Annotated in this window: 15 protein-coding genes; 6 read left to right on the top strand and 9 right to left on the bottom strand. The window is 74.8% G+C overall.

Annotation, left to right across the window (positions count from 1 at the left end; translation table 11 throughout):
- Positions 1–19 precede the first annotated feature (19 nt).
- Entirely contained in the window at positions 20–901 is an 882-nt protein-coding gene (locus ACH4SL_RS18840) for an SURF1 family protein (protein ID WP_398446829.1), read from the top strand.
- On the opposite strand, the gene ACH4SL_RS18835 is transcribed toward ACH4SL_RS18840, so the two are convergent.
- The 4 genes from ACH4SL_RS18835 to ACH4SL_RS18820 all read right to left on the bottom strand — a co-directional run bounded on the left by ACH4SL_RS18835 (position 881) and on the right by ACH4SL_RS18820 (position 5,025).
- On the bottom strand, positions 881–2,920 hold the full coding sequence (locus ACH4SL_RS18835; protein ID WP_398446827.1) for a S9 family peptidase: 2,040 nt from the start codon (positions 2,918–2,920) through the stop codon (positions 881–883). The genes ACH4SL_RS18840 and ACH4SL_RS18835 overlap by 21 nt on opposite strands.
- Before the next feature lie 96 nt (positions 2,921–3,016).
- Complete coding sequence (locus ACH4SL_RS18830; RefSeq protein WP_398446825.1) at positions 3,017–3,502, bottom strand: universal stress protein; 486 nt, start codon at positions 3,500–3,502, stop codon at positions 3,017–3,019.
- Positions 3,503–3,772: 270 nt separating this feature from the next.
- Positions 3,773–4,366 carry a TetR/AcrR family transcriptional regulator gene (locus ACH4SL_RS18825; RefSeq protein WP_398446823.1) on the bottom strand — a complete coding sequence of 198 codons (594 nt, stop codon included), beginning with the start codon at positions 4,364–4,366 and terminating at the stop codon, positions 3,773–3,775.
- An 11-nt stretch (positions 4,367–4,377) separates the two neighbouring features.
- Entirely contained in the window at positions 4,378–5,025 is a 648-nt protein-coding gene (locus ACH4SL_RS18820; RefSeq protein ID WP_398446820.1) for a GNAT family N-acetyltransferase, read from the bottom strand.
- 94 nt (positions 5,026–5,119) lie between these two features.
- On the opposite strand from ACH4SL_RS18820, the gene ACH4SL_RS18815 reads away from it, so the two are divergent.
- Positions 5,120–6,055 carry an NAD(P)-dependent oxidoreductase gene (locus tag ACH4SL_RS18815; protein ID WP_398446818.1) on the top strand — a complete coding sequence of 312 codons (936 nt, stop codon included), beginning with the start codon at positions 5,120–5,122 and terminating at the stop codon, positions 6,053–6,055.
- 51 nt (positions 6,056–6,106) lie between these two features.
- On the opposite strand, the gene ACH4SL_RS18810 is transcribed toward ACH4SL_RS18815, so the two are convergent.
- Positions 6,107–6,772, bottom strand: coding sequence for a hypothetical protein (locus tag ACH4SL_RS18810; protein ID WP_398446816.1), 666 nt, complete (start codon positions 6,770–6,772; stop codon positions 6,107–6,109).
- Between the two features lie 196 nt (positions 6,773–6,968).
- Between ACH4SL_RS18810 and ACH4SL_RS18805 the strand changes: the two genes are divergently transcribed.
- Complete coding sequence (locus ACH4SL_RS18805; RefSeq protein ID WP_398446811.1) at positions 6,969–7,997, top strand: ArsR/SmtB family transcription factor; 1,029 nt, start codon at positions 6,969–6,971, stop codon at positions 7,995–7,997.
- A 223-nt stretch (positions 7,998–8,220) separates the two neighbouring features.
- Positions 8,221–9,444, top strand: a complete 1,224-nt coding sequence (locus ACH4SL_RS18800) for a S8 family peptidase (protein ID WP_398446809.1) — start codon at positions 8,221–8,223, stop codon at positions 9,442–9,444.
- Between the two features lie 105 nt (positions 9,445–9,549).
- Here the strand turns inward: ACH4SL_RS18800 and ACH4SL_RS18795 are convergent, their stop codons facing one another.
- From ACH4SL_RS18795 to ACH4SL_RS18780, 4 genes are read right to left on the bottom strand one after another with little or no spacing between them, the layout of a single operon-like run.
- Positions 9,550–10,170 (bottom strand): response regulator, encoded by a 621-nt coding sequence (locus tag ACH4SL_RS18795; protein WP_398446807.1) that lies wholly within the window; start codon positions 10,168–10,170, stop codon positions 9,550–9,552.
- A complete protein-coding gene (locus ACH4SL_RS18790; RefSeq protein WP_398446804.1) occupies positions 10,167–11,558 on the bottom strand; it encodes a sensor histidine kinase in 1,392 nt (463 codons plus the stop codon). Before ACH4SL_RS18790 ends, ACH4SL_RS18795 begins: the two co-directional genes overlap by 4 nt.
- Positions 11,516–12,373: an ABC transporter permease gene (locus ACH4SL_RS18785; protein WP_398446802.1), complete on the bottom strand. Its 858-nt coding sequence runs from the start codon at positions 12,371–12,373 to the stop codon at positions 11,516–11,518. The genes ACH4SL_RS18790 and ACH4SL_RS18785 overlap by 43 nt, the downstream gene beginning before the upstream one ends.
- A complete protein-coding gene (locus ACH4SL_RS18780; RefSeq protein WP_398447779.1) occupies positions 12,373–13,233 on the bottom strand; it encodes an ABC transporter ATP-binding protein in 861 nt (286 codons plus the stop codon). Before ACH4SL_RS18780 ends, ACH4SL_RS18785 begins: the two co-directional genes overlap by 1 nt.
- A gap of 199 nt (positions 13,234–13,432) precedes the next feature.
- Between ACH4SL_RS18780 and ACH4SL_RS18775 the strand changes: the two genes are divergently transcribed.
- Complete coding sequence (locus ACH4SL_RS18775) at positions 13,433–14,896, top strand: DUF2252 domain-containing protein (protein WP_398446800.1); 1,464 nt, start codon at positions 13,433–13,435, stop codon at positions 14,894–14,896.
- A 32-nt stretch (positions 14,897–14,928) separates the two neighbouring features.
- Positions 14,929–15,336: an SHOCT domain-containing protein gene (locus ACH4SL_RS18770; RefSeq protein WP_398446798.1), complete on the top strand. Its 408-nt coding sequence runs from the start codon at positions 14,929–14,931 to the stop codon at positions 15,334–15,336.
- Positions 15,337–15,386 lie beyond the last annotated feature (50 nt).

Here is a 15,386-nt window from a genome sequence, read left to right as displayed (position 1 = left end):
TGCCCCGTACCGTGGGGGTGTGTACCGGTTCCTGCTCACCCCGCGCTGGCTGGCCGTCGGCGTGTTCGTGGTGCTCGCCGTCGTCGTGTGCGTCTTCATGGGCACCTGGCAGCTGAGCCGCTTCGAATTCCGGGTGGACCAGCACCGGGACGCGAAGAACTCCCAGGCCCACGCGGCGGAGCAGAAGCCCGTACCGCTCGCCGGGGTGCTGCCCGACACCAGGGCCGACGTGCCCTCGGACGACTCCGGCCGCAAGGTCACCGCGACCGGCCGCTACGACGCGGCGCACCAGATGCTCGTCCCGGACCGCCGGCTGGACGGCCACGACGGCTACTACGTGCTCACCCCGCTGCGGCTCGACGGCGGCGCCGCGCTGCCGGTCGTGCGCGGCTGGCTGCCGGGCACGGTGCCCTCGGGCGGTTCGGCGGACGGCGCTGCCGGCGGCGGGGCGGTGCCGGCCGCACCCTCCGGCGAGGTCACCGTCACCGGCGCGCTGCAATACCCGGAGACGGCGGGGAGCAACGGGGTACCCACCGCGCCCGGCGGGCTCCCCTCCGGGCAGCTGGGCATCATCAGCGCCGCGTCCCTGGTCAACCTCCTTCCGTATCCCGTCTACAACGGCTGGATCACCGCTTCCGAGGCCGCGGCGCCCCTGAAGCCCGTGCCGCCGGTGGCGCCACCGAACAGCGGGCTGGACCTCAAGGCCTTCCAGAACCTCGGCTACACCGGCCAGTGGTTCGTCTTCGCCGGCTTCGTCGTCTTCATGTACTTCCGGCTGGCCCGGCGGGAGGCCGAGGCCCGCGCCGACGCCGAGCTGGGGATCCTCCCCCCGTCCGGCCCGGGCGCGGGACCCGGGGCCGGAGCCGGGGCGAGGACCGGGTCAGCCGCCCACGTGGCGTAGGGCGAAGGCCAGCTCAAGCCGGACCTGCTTGATGCGCTCCTCCACGACGAGCGAGCCGTGGCCCGCGTCGTAGCGGTACACCTCGTGCGGCTTGTCCAGCGTCCGCAGCCGCTCCACGTAGTTGTCGATCTGGCGTATCGGGCAGCGCGGGTCGTTCATCCCCGCACTGATGTAGACCGGCGCGGTGACCTGCTGCACGTACGTCAGCGGCGAGGAGGCCTCGTAGCGCTCGGGCACCTCGGCGGGGGAGCCGCCGAAGAGCGTGCGGTCCAGCGACTTGAGCGCCTCCATCTCGTCGGCGTACGCCGTCGGGTAGTCGGCGACCGGCACCGCGGCTATGCCCACCGCCCAGTCGCCCGGCCGGGTGCCGAGGCCCAGCAGTGTCAGATAGCCGCCCCACGAGCCGCCGGTGAGCACCAGCCGGGCCGGGTCGGCCAGACCCGACTCCACCGCCCACGTACGGACCGCGGTGATGTCCTCCAGCTCGATGAGGCCCACCCGGTGCTTGAGCGCGTCCGTCCACTCCCGGCCGTAACCGGTCGACCCGCGGTAGTTGACCCGCACCACCGCGAAGCCGTGGTCCAGCCAGGCGGCGGGGCCTGCCGCGAAGGCGTCCGACTCGTGCCACGTCGGGCCGCCGTGCACCTCGAAGACGGTCGGCAGCGGTGCGGCGTCCGGCCCGGCGCCGGGCGGGCGCTGCACCAGGGCGTGGATGAGGCCGCCCGGTCCCTCCACCCAGACGTCCTCCACCGGCACCGAGTCGGGTGCCCGCAGTCCCGCCGCCTCCAGCACGACCGCACCGGTGGTGGAGCGCACCGCGGGCGGGCGCTCGGCCGAGGACCACAGATACTCCACCGTGCCGTCCGGCCGGGAGGTGGCGCCGCCGACCGAACCGCGCGGGGTGTCCAGCGCGGTCAGCGTGCCGTCCGCCAGGTCGTACCGGAACAGCTCGCTGCGGGCGTGGTAGTCGTGCACCAGCAGCAGCGCGCCGGCGTCCGGATACCACTCGGCCTGCACGTCGCCCGGCAGGTCTATCGACGGGAGGGTCTGCTCGCCGCTCGCCACGTCCCAGATGAGCGGCAGCCAGCGGTCGGAGCGCTGGTGGCCGACCAGCAGCCGCGGATCGCCGGGCACGGGGGCGAAGCCCCAGCTGTCGAGGCCCAGCTCGCGCACGCCGCCCTCGGTGTCGTCCAGCTCGGCGACCACCGAGCCGTCCGCGACCCGCAGCACCCGCAGGGCGCTGTGCATCGCGTCGCCGTGCTCGGTGTGCTCGACGACGACGAGCGTGCCGTCCTCCGAGAGGTCGCCGACGCCCGCGGACTCCTCGTGCCGGTAGATCTCGTAGGGCTCCGCGCCGTCCGGCGGCACGACGTGCACGGTCGTGCCCTCGTCGTCCGTCGAGCGGCCGACGACCGCGACGCCGCCGACACCGAGGGCCACGCCCGCGGGGTAGGACGGGGCGAGGCCGGGAGCGGCCGGTATGTCCTCGCCCCCGCCGAACGGCTGGCGCATCCACACGCCGAACTCGTCCCCGTTCGTGTCCGAGAACCACCAGACCCACTCGCCGTCCCTGCTCAGGGTGCCGTCCGTCGTGCCGTTCGGCCGGTCGGTGACCTGGCGGCGCTCGCCCGTGCGGCGATCCCACGCGTACAGCTCGAACGTGCCCGTCACGTCGGAGACGTACAGATTGCGCTCCGGGGCGTCCTCCGCCCACTCCGGCAGGCCCACGCGCGGCGCGCGGTACCTCTTCTCCCAGTCGGGGAGGCGGCCGTGGGGCTCGCGCCGGGACGCGGCGCGCTCGGCCGCGGCGGCCGTGACAGCCGCGGAGGCGGCGGGACCCGCGGGGGCCTCCTGCGCGTGCGCGGGGGGAGGGGCCGTGAGGGTGGCCGGGGCCCCGGGCGCGGTGGTGGCGGCCGGGGGGGCCGAGGGCGAGGCCGGTGGTACGGGCTGGGCTGATACGGCGGGCGCCGCGTCGGATGCGGGTGCGGACCCGCTGGCGGATCCGGTCGTCTCGTTCATGCCCTCCATCATGCTCCGCCGGGCAGCCCTCACGAGCGCCCGTCGCCCAGGCTGTGGATAACTCTGAGCAGGGGCCTGACAAAGCAGGGAGCCGCGTTATTCCTGAGGCGTGCTGTCCGGCGCCCCGGCGGTCTCCGGGACGTCCTCGCCGCCGCGCACCACGACCACCGGGCAGTCCGCGTGGACGGTCACGGTGTGGCTCACCGAGCCGAGCAGGGTGGCGCGGAAGGTGCCGTGGCCGCGGACGCCGACCACGATGAGGTCGGCGTCCTCCTCGTCGGCGCGGTCCAGGATCGCCTGCGCCGGGTTGCCCAGGACGACGACCTGCTCGACGGTCTCGGCCTGGGTCGGCGGGAGGCCGTCCTTGACCGCCTCGGCGAGTGCCTGGACGGCGGGCTCCTCCATGTCCAGATCCTGCGGGAGGCCGGGGACGCCCGCCCAGCCGAACGCGCCCGGCAGCTCCCAGGCCATGACGGCGACGAGCCTCCCGCCGGTCAGCTCGGCCTGCCGGCCGGCCCAGCGCAGGGCCTGCACGGAGGGCGCCGAGCCGTCGACCCCGACGATGATCGTGTCGTTCGGCATCTGTCGGCCTTTCGCTTGCGCGGGCGGGTGGACGGATGGGCGGCTACCCGCTGATTCGGAGCGTAAGCACGGGCGGGGGCCGGCGCGACCGGAGCGGGGGCCGGAGCCAGCCGCGCGGGGCGCCGCGGACCGGGGCCGGGGCGGCTGTCCCCGCGGGCCGGTCACGCCGACTGGGCGACCCCGTACGGCTGCGGCTGATGCCGGGGTCTCCCCGCGGGCCGGTCACGCCGGCCCCCGGCGGTCGCCGCGGCCTCTCGCGCGGGAGCGGCTTCAGGGGCGGGCGGCCGCGTCCAGCAGCGGGGTCAGCTCGGTGGTGACCGTGGTCAGGGGGGCGGTGGACTCGTGGGCGCGGCAGAGGAGGATCGCGCCCTCCAGGGCGGAGACCATCAGGGTCGCCAGGGCGGGGGCGCGTTCGGCGGGGACGCCGAGGGTGACCAGGGCCGTGGCCAGGGGGGTGGTCCAGGCCGTGAAGGCGGAGGCCGTCGCCGCGCGGGCGGAGGGGGTGGAGGCCGTGGAGTCGACGGTGGCGGCTGCCACCGGGCAGCCGGTGCGGAAGCCCGTGGACTCGAACTCGTCGATCCACTGCTGGGCCATCGCGGCGAAGAGGGCGCCGGGCGACGGCTCCGGCAGGGCGGCCAGGTAGTGGTCGACGCGCTTGCCTGCGTAGCGGCCGGCCCAGGAGACGGCCTCGTTGACGACCTGTTCCTTGCCGCCGGGGAAGTAGTGCTGGAGGGAGCCGCGCGGCGCCTCGGCGCGGGCGGCGATGTCGCGCATGCCCGTCGCGCCGACGCCGTCGCGGCGGATGAGCTGGGCCGCGGCGAAGACCATACGCTCCCGCGGGCCGTGGGTGCGGGGTGCGGTCATCGCCGGCCTCCTCAGGGTCGGTCCAGCTTATAGACGCCGCTCGGGCCGTCGGTGGTGTACGCCAGGTGCGCGGCGGGAAGATGCCGCCCCAGCGCGCCGAGCAGTGCGGGCCTGCCGGGCAGCACGGTCGCCGCGACGCGCCGGACGCCGCGGGTGCGGGCCCGGGCGAGCAGCAGCTCCAGCATCGCGCGGCCGGCGCCCTGCCGCTGCCAGGGGTCGCCGACGAGGACGCCCAGCTCCGGGACCGTCTCGCCCCCGTCGCCCCCGTCGCCCCCGTCGCCTGCGACGTTCGCGGGCATGGCGAGGCTGGCCAGGCCGATCAGCCGGGTCCGCGAGCCGCCGCGCGCGTACGCCACAACCGCGTCGTGACGGTCCGGGCTGCCCGCGAGCACCTGCTCCAGATACTCCGCCGGGAGCGCGCGCACCCGGCCGAAGAAGCGCAGCCGGACCGTCTCGGGCGAGCAGGCCGCGAACAGGGCGTGCAGCGCGGACGCGTCGGAAGGGCATACGGGCTCCGTCCGCCAGCGCCCGGACGCGGCCGAGTCCGTAGGCGAGGTCGCGGCCGAGGCGCCGTACGCCGTGCGGGCCGCGGCCGCCTCGGGAAGAGGCGGCTCCGCGTCTTCGGGCTGCCGGGCCGAGGTCCCTATGACGGTCGTCATAGGGACCAGTATTATGACGCGCGTCATAGGCCGCAACCCGGCCTCGGCCCGCCCGGGGAGCCCCGGCGCGGCACGGCGGAAAGGGCGCGCCCGCATGCACGGAAACGGAAGAGGGATCGGCTTTCTCGGGCTCGGCGTCATGGGGCGGCCCATGGCGCTCAACCTCCAGCGGCGGCAACCGGCGGGCGCGCCGCTCACGGTGTGGAACAGGACACCTGCCAAGTGCGCGGAACTGCGGGAGGCGGGAGCCGTTGTCGCCGGCTCCGCCGCGGAGGTGCTGCGTACCTGCGACGTCGTCTTCCTGATGCTCGCCGACAGTGCGGCTGTCGACGACGTCCTCGGGCGCGGTACGGACTCCTTCGCCGGACGGGTGCGGGGACGGACTCTCGTCCACATGGGCACCACCTCGCCCGGCTATTCGCACGCGCTGGAGGCGGACGTCCGCGCGGCGGGCGGGCGTTACGTCGAGGCGCCGGTGTCGGGGTCGCGCGTGCCCGCGGAGGGCGGGCAGTTGGTCGCGATGCTCGCCGGTGAGCAGGCGGCGGCTGACGCCGTACGGCCGCTGCTCGCGCCCATGTGCCGGGACGCGGTCGACTGCGGCCCGGTGCCGAACGCCCTACTCACGAAGCTGGCCGTGAACCTCTTCCTGATCACCATGGTCACCGGCCTCACCGAGGCCTACCACTTCGCCGACCGGCACGGTCTGGACCGGGACCGCTTCCTCGCGGTGCTCGACGCCGGGCCCATGGCCAGCGCGGTCTCGCGGATGAAGGCGCCCAAGCTGCGCGAGCGCGACTTCGCCGTCCAGGCGGGCGCGGTGGACGTGCTGAAGAACAACCGGCTCATCGCCGACGCGGCCCGCGCGGCCGGGCTCGCCTCCCCGCTGCTCGACGTCTGCCACGCCCTCTTCACCGAAACCGTGGCAATGGGCCACGGCGAAGGCGACATGGTCGCGGTCCTGCACGCCATCGAGGCCCGCACGTCCGCCGGCGCGCGGGAACGGGACGGCGCGCTCCCGCAGGCCGGGTGACGGACCGGCATACTGCGGCGCCGTCGCAGTATGCCGCGGACGAAGGGCCCGTCAGGACAGCGTCGTGCAGATGTCCTCGTACGGACCGCTCAGGGCCAGCAGCTCCCTGCTCGTCCCGCCACCGACCGTGGTGACCTTCACCGACATGAAGGTGCTCGCCACGATCCACTTGTTGTGGACGGGCCGGTCGGCGGTGTGGAAACCGGCCGACCAGTCGTTGCCGCTGAGGATGTACGAGTCGGGGGTGGGATAGGTGATCACGCCCGTGCCGGAGATGTCGCGCACGATGCTCCTGCCGCTGTCCACGTTGGTGACCTTCATGAGCAGCGGGCCGTCCTCGATGGCGACGACGGGGGTGCCGGCGGAGTCCGTCCAGGTCCGCATCCGCAGGTCGCTCACCGGGAATTCGGTGTGCGTGGGGAAAGTGCACACCTCGCCCGCGGGGTAGTCCCTGGGCGACTCGGTCGGGTAGGTCACCACCGGGCCCTGGAGGCCCCGGAGGCCCTGCACGTCCGCCGGTACGCCCGGCAGGTCCGGGACGGCGTTCGCGGGCGCCGCCTGCGCCTGGACCGGCGCTGCGAGGGCGGCGACCAGCGCGCCCGCGGCCAGCGCCGCCGCGCCCGCCACCCGGGCGGAGTTCCGCCGGGCGGCCCGTGCGCACTCGTCCCCGTCCGGCGCGCCTGCCCGCCGCTCCGCGTCCCGTTGCCGTGCCTTCATGCCACGTCCTCCCGTTCCGTGTGTCCGCCGCCGCCCTGTCGCCGGACGGCCGATCGTGGGCGGCGCTCCCGGGCTCCCCCGTACGCTCGAAAGCGCCGCACACACCACGGTGCCTGGCGAGGAGGACGACGGCGCTACGTTTCGGCCCTGGTCGAAGCGAAAGCCGGGCGGGAGCCGGAGCGAAGGGGGGACGTCCGTGCGCATCCACTTCACGCTGACCGACCTGGCCCGCACCCGGATCGCGGGCCGCCCCAGCCCGCTGGCGGCCGCCACCTTCAGCGCCTTCCGCCTCACCCAGCGGGCGGGCGGCCCGCGGCTCGACGACTGGCGGCGCCTGGTACGCGCCGGGTTCGCGCTCCTCGACGCCCCGGCCCCGCGCCCGCAGCGGCCCTGGCAGACGTATTTCGCCCAGCTCACAGCCTCCGACCCGGCGCATCCGGTGCCGCGCTTCCTGCGCCCGCACATCGGCCTGGAGAGCCTGGAGGAGGAGCTGGAACGGCTGCTCGGCACGCCCTCGCGGGTATTGCGCGCCGACCTGGAATATGTGGGGCGGCACCGCCCGCTGCCCGGCTGGACCCGCCACCTCGCCGCGGGGGACCCGGCCACCGTGGCAGGCCTCGCCGCGGCCGTACGCACCTACCACCGGGTGGCCGTTGCGCCGTTCTGGCGCCGCATCACCGCCGCGCTGGCCGCCGACCGCGCCGCTCGCACCCGGCAGTTGGGGGAGGGCGGTGTCGAGCACGTGCTGGGCGGCCTCGGGCCCCATGTGCGGTGGCGGCCGCCGGTGCTGGAAGTGCGGACGACGGCGCCGCTCGCGTACGACTACCACCTGCGCGGGCGCGGGCTCGTCCTCGCGCCCGGGGCCTTCGGCGGGTACGTGCCGTGCGATCCGGACGACGAGCAGCCGACGCTCTACTACGACGTCGGCGCGGGCGCGGGCGGGGGCGCCCCGCACCCGTTCGCGCCACCGCCGGGCGGCCGGGCGCCGTACGAGGCCCTGGCGGCGCTGATCGGGCACAGCAGGGCGGCGGTGCTGGAGGTCGTCGCGGACGGTGTGACGACCGGCCAGCTCGCGCGGCGGGTAGGGCTGTCGCCCGCTTCGGCGAGCGAGCACGCGAGCGTGCTGCGGCGGGCGGGGCTCGTGGTGACGCGGCGCAGCGGGCGGTGGAGCTTTCACAGCCTGACGGCGCTGGGGGCGGAGCTTCTCGCCGCCGGCGGTGGGTGAGCCGGCCGATCCGGGCCGATCCGGGCCGATCCGGGCCGTTGCGCGGCCGTCCGCCGGCGGGGGCCGGGCGGCCGGTTCCCCGCGCCCCGGGGGAGGGCGGCCATTCGGCTGGTCTGGGGGTGGGGGCGCGTGTGTCGGGCGGGGGAGGGGGACTGATCGTCAGATCGTAAGGGCGCTCGTGTGCGCACTGCCACGACTGTCGACGTCCCCCTGGGAGCTTCCCATGCGTCTGTTCGCGCGCGGTCTGTCGGCCGCCGCCCTGGTGCTTGCACCGCTGGCCGTGGCAGGTACGCCTGCCGTGGCCGCCATCCCGCTGCCCACGCCGCAGGCGACGCTCGCCCCGCTGCGTACGCACGACAACGCGATCGCCGGGCAGTACATCGTCACGCTCGACAAGGCGATGGACCCGGCGTCGACGGCGCAGCAGATCGGCGTCACGCCCTTCTTCACGTACAGCAGCGCGCTGCGCGGCTTCGCCATCACGCTCACGGCGACGCAGCTGGACGCGGTGCGCAGGATGCCGGGGGTGACGTCGGTCGAGCAGAACGCCACGGTCAGCGCCTTCGGGCTCGCGCACACGACGGACACCGCCGCGCCGCTGCTCGACCCGACCGGCAGCAGGGTCAAGGCGAACTCGTGGGGGCTGGACCGTATCGACCAGCGGCAGCTCCCGCTGGACGGGCAGTTCAACACGGTGGGCAAGGGCGCGGGCGCGACGGCGTACATCCTGGACACCGGCATCGACTACGGGCACAGCGAATTCGGCGGGCGGGCCGTGCCGGGCTTCGACGCGATCGGCGACGGGCGCGACGGGCAGGACTGCCAGGGGCACGGCACGCACGTGGCGGGCACGGTCGGCGGTGCCACCTTCGGCGTCGCGCCGCAGGCGAAGCTGGTCAGCGTACGGGTGCTGGGCTGCGACGGGACGGGCAGCTGGGCCGGGGTCGTCGCCGGCTTCGACTGGATCGCCAAGAACGCGCAGCAGCCGGCCGTGCTGAACGCCTCGCTCGGGGGCGGCTACTCCGCCGCCGTCAACGACGCGGCCGACGCGGTCGCCGACGCGGGCGTGCTGCCGGTGGTGGCCGCCGGCAACAGCAGCGAGGACGCGTGCGACGTCTCCCCGGCGAGCGCGGGCGGTGCCTTCACGGTCGGCGCCACCACCTCCTCCGACCAGCAGGCGGGCTTCAGCAACTTCGGCCGCTGCCTGGACATCTACGCCCCCGGCCAGGACATCGTCTCCGCCCGGATCGGCGGCGGCAGCGTCGCGGAGTCCGGTACGTCGATGGCGAGCCCGCACGTCGCGGGGGTGGCGCTGCTGTACAAGGCGGCGCACCCGAGCGCCGGTACGGCGGAGGTCGGCAGCTGGCTGCTCGACGCGTCCACGAAGGGCGTGCTGGCCGTGAGCGCGGGCTCCCCGAACAACCTGCTCTACACCGGCGGTCTCTGACCCCCTGGACCCCTCCACGAGCCTTCACGGCCCCCGCGAGCCGTCTCGCCGCACCCCGCGGCTACGAGGCGGCTCGCGCTCTTCCGGCTCGTGGCGGCAGGCGGCTCAGAGGAGGCCGAGCCGCATCGCCGAGGTGACGGCGGCGGTGCGGTCGTCGACGCCGAGCTTGGCGAAGGAGCGCAGCAGATGGGTCTTGACGGTGGATTCGCCGATGAAGAGGCGGCGGCCGATCTCCGCGTTGGTGCAGCCCTCGGCGACGAGGCGCAGGACGGCGGTCTCGCGGTCGGACAGGTGCGGGCGTTCGGGGCGGGTGCGGAGGTGGTCGACGAGGCGGGCGGCGACCGTGGGGGCCAGGACGGTCTCGCCGCGGGCGGCGGCGCGGACGGCGTCGGCGAGCTCGCCGCGCGCGAGGTCCTTGAGGAGGTAGCCCGCGGCTCCGGCCTCGACCGCGCGCAGGATGTCGCCGTCCGTCTCGTAGGTGGTGAGCACGATGACCCGGCAGGGCAGGCCCGCCGCCGTCATCCGGACGATGGAGTCGACGCCTCCGCCGCCCGGCATACGCAGGTCCATCAGCACGATGTCCGGGAGCAGCACGGCCGCCTGCGCCTCGGCCTGCGGGCCGCTGGACGCCTCCCCGACGACGTCCAGGTCGTCCTCAGCGTCCAGCATCGCGCGCAGGCCCTCCCGGACGACGGGGTGGTCGTCGGCGAGCAGGATGCGGATCACGGTGCGCTCCTCGAGGCCTCGGCGGACCGGGCCGGGGGGTGGGCGGGTTCAAGCAGGGCGTCATCGGACCCGAGCAGGGCGTCGGCCGCCAGCGGCAGGCGCACCGTCACGCACGTACCGGCGCCCGGCGCGCTGCTGACCGTCGCCGTACCGCCCAGCTCGGCGGCTCTGGCGCGCAGGCCGGGGAGGCCGTAGCCGGTGCCCGGCGCGGATCCTGGGGTGAAGCCGCAGCCGGTGTCGCGGACGGTGAGGCGGAGGGCGTCGGCGGCGTAGTCGACGTCGAGGGACACCGGGACGGCGGGCCCGGCGTGCCGGCGGGCGTTGGACAGGGCCTCCTGGCAGCTGCGCAGGGCGACGACCTCGACCGCCGGGGCGAGGGCGCGTACGCGGCCGGACACGGAGACGGCCGCGGCGGCGCCGCTCTGCTCGGAGTGCCGGGCGGCCAGGCGGCGCAGGGCGTCGGGCAGCGAGGTGCCGTCCAGGCCCGCGGGGGCGGTGCCGGCGACGAGGGCGCGGGCCTCGGCGAGGTTCTCGCGGGCGGTACGGCCCATCAGGTCGAGGTGGCGGCGGGCCTGCGCCGGGTGGGTGTCCAGCTCGCCCTCGACGGCCTGGACGAGCATGACCAGGCTGATGAAGCCCTGCGCGAGGGTGTCGTGGATCTCGCGGGAGAGCCGCTCGCGCTCGGCGAGGGCGCCGTGCTCGGCCGAGAGCCGGGCGATCTCGCCGCGGCTGGCCTCCAGTTCGGCCACGAGTTGGGCCCTTTCCGTGCTCTGCTCGATGATACGGATGATCCAGCTGCCGACGACCGCCGAGAAGGCGAGCGTGACCATGCCGAAGACGGAGTTGTAGAACAGGTCGTGCGTGCTGGGCCGCCAGACGACGGCCCACGCGGCGACCGGCGTGACGTTGACGACGGCCACGGCGGCGAGCGCGCCCGGCACCCGGAGCAGCATGAAGCACTGCGGCACGAGGGCGAAGGTGGCCAGCCGGGTCTCGCCGACGAGGGCGGCGGGCGGCAGGAAGAGCAGCACCAGCCCGGTCAGGTAGCGGACGGCGGCGGGGCCGCCGGTCGTCTCGGCCTGACGGCACAGCAGCGGCCGGCCCACGCACAGATACCAGGGGACGGGCAGGCAGAACAGGCACGCCGAGACGACGCGCACCCGCAGGCCGGGGCTCTCGGCGGAGAGCGCGAAGAGGACCGTGCCGAGCCACACCACCGCGAAGTACAGATCCCACGGCAGGAAGGTGCGCTCCCACACGTGCCCGCCGCGGGCGGAGTCCGCGGCGGGCGGTGCGGCGGGAGCCGGGTCCGCCGGCGCCCCCGCGGTTTCGTACGGCCGCACGTTCACCCGTCGTTCCGGCTCTTCCAGCGGAAGGTCAGCAGGCACAGCACCAATCCTCCGACGCACCAGGCGGCGAGCACCAGGGCGGTGCGCCCGTACTCCCAGCTGCCCGCGGGCTCCAGCGCGGCCGCCGCGTGCGGCAGGAACACCCCGCGCAGGCCCTGGCAGAGCCACTTGAGCGGGAAGAACGAGCTGACGGTCAGCATCCAGCTCGGCACGGTGTCGACGAGGATGTAGACGCCGGAGATGAACTGCAGCACCAGGAAGGGCAGGACGACCACCGAGGTGGCGCTGCGCGCGGACTTCGGGACGCTGCTGACGGCGATGCCGAGCAGCGCGCACGCGGTGATGCCGAGCACGAAGATCCAGCCGAAGGTGAGCCAGCCGGTGGCGTCCGAGGGCAGGTCGACGTCGTAGACGGTGGCGCCGAAGACCAGCAGCGCGGCGGTCTCCAGCAGCCCGGTGACGAGCACCAGCCAGATCTTGCCGAGGAAGTACGCGGCCGGGGGCATCGGGGTGCCGCGCAGCCGCCGCAGCACCTTCTCGTCGCGCTCGACAGCGATGGATATGCCGAGCGACTGGAAACTCGTGGACATGATGCCGGCCGCGGTCATCGACGCCACGTAGTACTGCGACGCGGTGGAGCCGGTGCCGGCCATGTCGTCGTGGAAGATCGAGGCGAAGAGGAAGAGGAAGACGATCGGGAAGGCGAAGGTGAAGATCACCTGTTCGCGTAGCCGGAAGAAGAGTTTGATCTCCATCGCCCCGCGTACCATGCCGAGCCGCCAGGCCCCGGAGGGCGCGGCCTTGCCGGTGCTGCGCGGTGCGGACGCCGCCGTCGTCGCCGTGGTGCCGGCCATCACTCTTCCCCCGGTCCGGTGAGTCCGATGAGTCGCAGGTAGACGTCTTCGAGCGTGGGCCGGGTGACCCGCAGCTCGGGGATCTCGCCGTCGAGGCGGCGGGCCAGCTCGCCGACCGTACGCGTCGGGGTGTTCGTCTCGGTGCTGCGCGCGGTGCCGTCCGGCTCCGTCCAGTGCACGGTCGCGCGGGCCTTCGCCCGCCCGGCGAGCGAGGCGGGCGCGCCCTCCGCGACGACGCGGCCGGCGGCGATCACCGCGAGCCGGTCGGCCAGCGCCTCGGCCTCCTCCAGGTAGTGCGTGGTCAGGATGATCGTGGTGCCCTCGGCCGCGAGGCTGCGGATGAGCGACCAGAACTGCCGCCGGGCCGCCGGGTCGAAGCCGGTCGTCGGCTCGTCGAGCAGCAGCAGCTCGGGGCTGCCGATCACGCCGAGCGCCACGTCGAGGCGGCGCCGCTGGCCGCCGGACAGCGCCTTGGTGCGCGCGTCCGCCTTCTGCGTCAGGCCCACCAGGTCGATGACCTCGGCCGGGTCGCGCGGACGCGGGTAATAGCGGGCGAAATGCCGTACCGTCTCGGCGACCGTCAGCTCCGCCGCCGCGGACTCGTCCTGCCAGACGATCCCCACCCTCGCCTGCCAGGCGCGGTTCGCGTGGCCCGGGTCCTGCCCGAGCACCGTGACCTCGCCCCCGTCCCGCCGCCGGTGGCCCTGCAGGATCTCCACCGTCGTGCTCTTGCCGGCCCCGTTGGGCCCCAGGATCCCGAACACCTCGCCCCGCCGGATGTCGAGATCCACCCCGTTCACCGCGTCGACCTCGCCGTATCGCTTGCGAAGCCCGCGGACCGTCACCACGTCGTCCGTCATGGCGTCCACGATCCCGCCCCTCCCGGCCGCGGGGAACGCCCGTACGGCCACGGCAGGGTCCACCGAACGGTGGACAGCGGCCGGGGCGGTCGAGGACGGCGGATACGTGCCCAGGCAGTGCCCGGCCAGGCGCGTACGCCCGCGTGGCGGGCTCCGCGGGCCGGGGTGATGATGGGGGCACCGGAGGGCGGTGGGGCTCATGGGGCGCAACAACCACGACCCCGCGTCCGCGGGTGACCTGGCCGCTCCGCGGCGCAGCACCGCGGAGCGCGCGGCGCACGGCAAGGCCGTCAGGCGGCACATACCCCGCTCGGCGCACGCCCGCTGCAAGGCGGGGCCGGAGCGCTTCGACCCCGTCGCGGTGCTGGAGTCGCAGTCCGCCGACCGGGTGCCCGAGCTGGTGCCCATCCGCTACGGGCGCATGCTGGAGTCACCCTTCCGCTTCTACCGCGGGGCCGCCGCGATCATGGCCGCGGATCTCGGGGCGGCCCCGCACACCGGCCTGACCGCCCAGCTGTGCGGCGACGCCCATCTGCTGAACTTCCGGCTGCTCGCCTCGCCGGAGCGGCACCTCGTCTTCGACATCAACGACTTCGACGAGACGCTGCCCGGTCCCTTCGAGTGGGACCTCAAGCGCCTCGCGACCAGCCTGGAGATCGCCGCCCGCGCCCGGGGCCTGTCCGGCGGGCAGCGCACCGCGGTCGTCCGCGGCGCCGTCGAGTCCTACCGCGAGCGCATGCACCTGTTCGCGGGCATGGACACCCTCGACGTCTGGTACGCCCTCGACGACACCGACCAGCTCGGGGCGCTGCTCGACCAGCGCCCCGACACCCGCCCGGACAAAACCGTCCGCAAGCGCACCGGCAAGGCGCTCGCCAAGGCCCGCACCCGGGACACCGCGCAGGCCTTCGGGCAGCTCGCGCACGTCGTCGACGGGCGGCCGCAGATCATCGTGGACCCGCCGCTCATCACCCCGGTGCGCGAGCTGCTGCCCAGGAACAGGGAGCGCGGCGAGTTCACCGACTGGCTGCGCGGACTGCTGGACCGCTACGCCCGGAGCCTGCCCGCCGAACGGCAGCTGCTGCTCAGCCGCTTCGAGGTCGTCGACATGGCCCGCAAGGTCGTCGGCGTCGGCAGCGTCGGCACCCGCTGCTGGGTGGTCCTCGCGGTCGGCCGGGACGCGCACGACCCGCTCGTGCTCCAGGCCAAGGAGGCCGGCCGGTCCGTCCTCGCGCCGTACGCCGGCGGCCCGGCCGCCGGTCGCGGGCACCAGGGACGGCGCGTGGTCGAGGGGCAGCGGCTCATGCAGTCCGCCGGGGACATCCTGCTCGGCTGGGTGCGCGTCAGGGGCCTGGACGGGCGGCAGCGGGACTTCTACGTGCGCCAGCTGCGCGACTGGAAGGGCATCGCCCGGCCCGAGAGCATGACGCCCGAGATGCTGCGGCTCTTCGCCCGGGTCTGCGGCGCCTCGCTGGCCCGGGCGCACGCTCGCTCCGGCGACCCCGTCGCGATCGCCGCCTACACGGGCACCGGCGACGTCCTCGACCGGGCGCTCGGCGAATTCGCCGAGGCCTACGCCGACCGCAACGAGGCGGACCACCGCGCCCTCGCGGCCGCCGCGTCCGACGGCCGCGTGACCGCGGCCGGCACCGCACCCCGCTGACAGCGCTCACCACGCAGAACCGGAGGCAACCCATGAGCGACACCGTCTATCTCGCCTACGACTACCCCGTGCTCGGCGCCTTCCTGACCGCCCTGTGGGTCTTCCTGTGGGTGCTGTGGGTCTTCCTGCTCTTCCGCATCGTCGTCGACGTCTTCCGGGACGACGACCTGGGCGGCTGGGCGAAGGCCGCCTGGCTGATCTTCGTGCTGGTCCTGCCCTTCCTGGGCGTGTTCGTGTACGTGTGCGTGCGCGGCGGCAGCATGGGCCGGCGCGAGGCGCGGCACGCGAAGGCGCAGCGCGCGGACTTCGACGACTACGTGCGCAGGACCGCCGGTTCCGGCGGGTCCGCGGACGAGCTCGCCAAGCTGGCGGAGATGAAGCGCGAGGGGCACCTCACCGAGGAGGAGTTCCAGCGGGCGAAGGAGAAGATCCTCAGCTGAGCGGGCGGCCCGGGGACGGAGGATCCGGAAGGGCCGGTACATTGCCGCGG

The organism is Streptomyces sp. NPDC021020 (assembly GCF_044333285.1).
Taxonomy (GTDB): Bacteria; Actinomycetota; Actinomycetes; order Streptomycetales; family Streptomycetaceae; genus Actinacidiphila.
This window is presented reverse-complemented; position numbering and strand designations above follow the sequence as displayed.

Coding starts and splice junctions, on each gene's coding strand:
- ACH4SL_RS18830 (WP_398446825.1), bottom strand. CDS start 3,502: ATGCCGAACGACACGATCATCGTCGGGGTCGACGGCTCGGCGCCCTCC.
- ACH4SL_RS18775 (WP_398446800.1), top strand. CDS start 13,433: ATGGGGCGCAACAACCACGACCCCGCGTCCGCGGGTGACCTGGCCGCT.
- ACH4SL_RS18770 (WP_398446798.1), top strand. CDS start 14,929: ATGAGCGACACCGTCTATCTCGCCTACGACTACCCCGTGCTCGGCGCC.
- ACH4SL_RS18825 (WP_398446823.1), bottom strand. CDS start 4,366: ATGACCGCACCCCGCACCCACGGCCCGCGGGAGCGTATGGTCTTCGCC.
- ACH4SL_RS18810 (WP_398446816.1), bottom strand. CDS start 6,772: ATGAAGGCACGGCAACGGGACGCGGAGCGGCGGGCAGGCGCGCCGGAC.
- ACH4SL_RS18785 (WP_398446802.1), bottom strand. CDS start 12,373: ATGGCCGGCACCACGGCGACGACGGCGGCGTCCGCACCGCGCAGCACC.
- ACH4SL_RS18800 (WP_398446809.1), top strand. CDS start 8,221: ATGCGTCTGTTCGCGCGCGGTCTGTCGGCCGCCGCCCTGGTGCTTGCA.
- ACH4SL_RS18835 (WP_398446827.1), bottom strand. CDS start 2,920: ATGAACGAGACGACCGGATCCGCCAGCGGGTCCGCACCCGCATCCGAC.
- ACH4SL_RS18820 (WP_398446820.1), bottom strand. CDS start 5,025: ATGACGACCGTCATAGGGACCTCGGCCCGGCAGCCCGAAGACGCGGAG.
- ACH4SL_RS18780 (WP_398447779.1), bottom strand. CDS start 13,233: ATGACGGACGACGTGGTGACGGTCCGCGGGCTTCGCAAGCGATACGGC.
- ACH4SL_RS18815 (WP_398446818.1), top strand. CDS start 5,120: ATGCACGGAAACGGAAGAGGGATCGGCTTTCTCGGGCTCGGCGTCATG.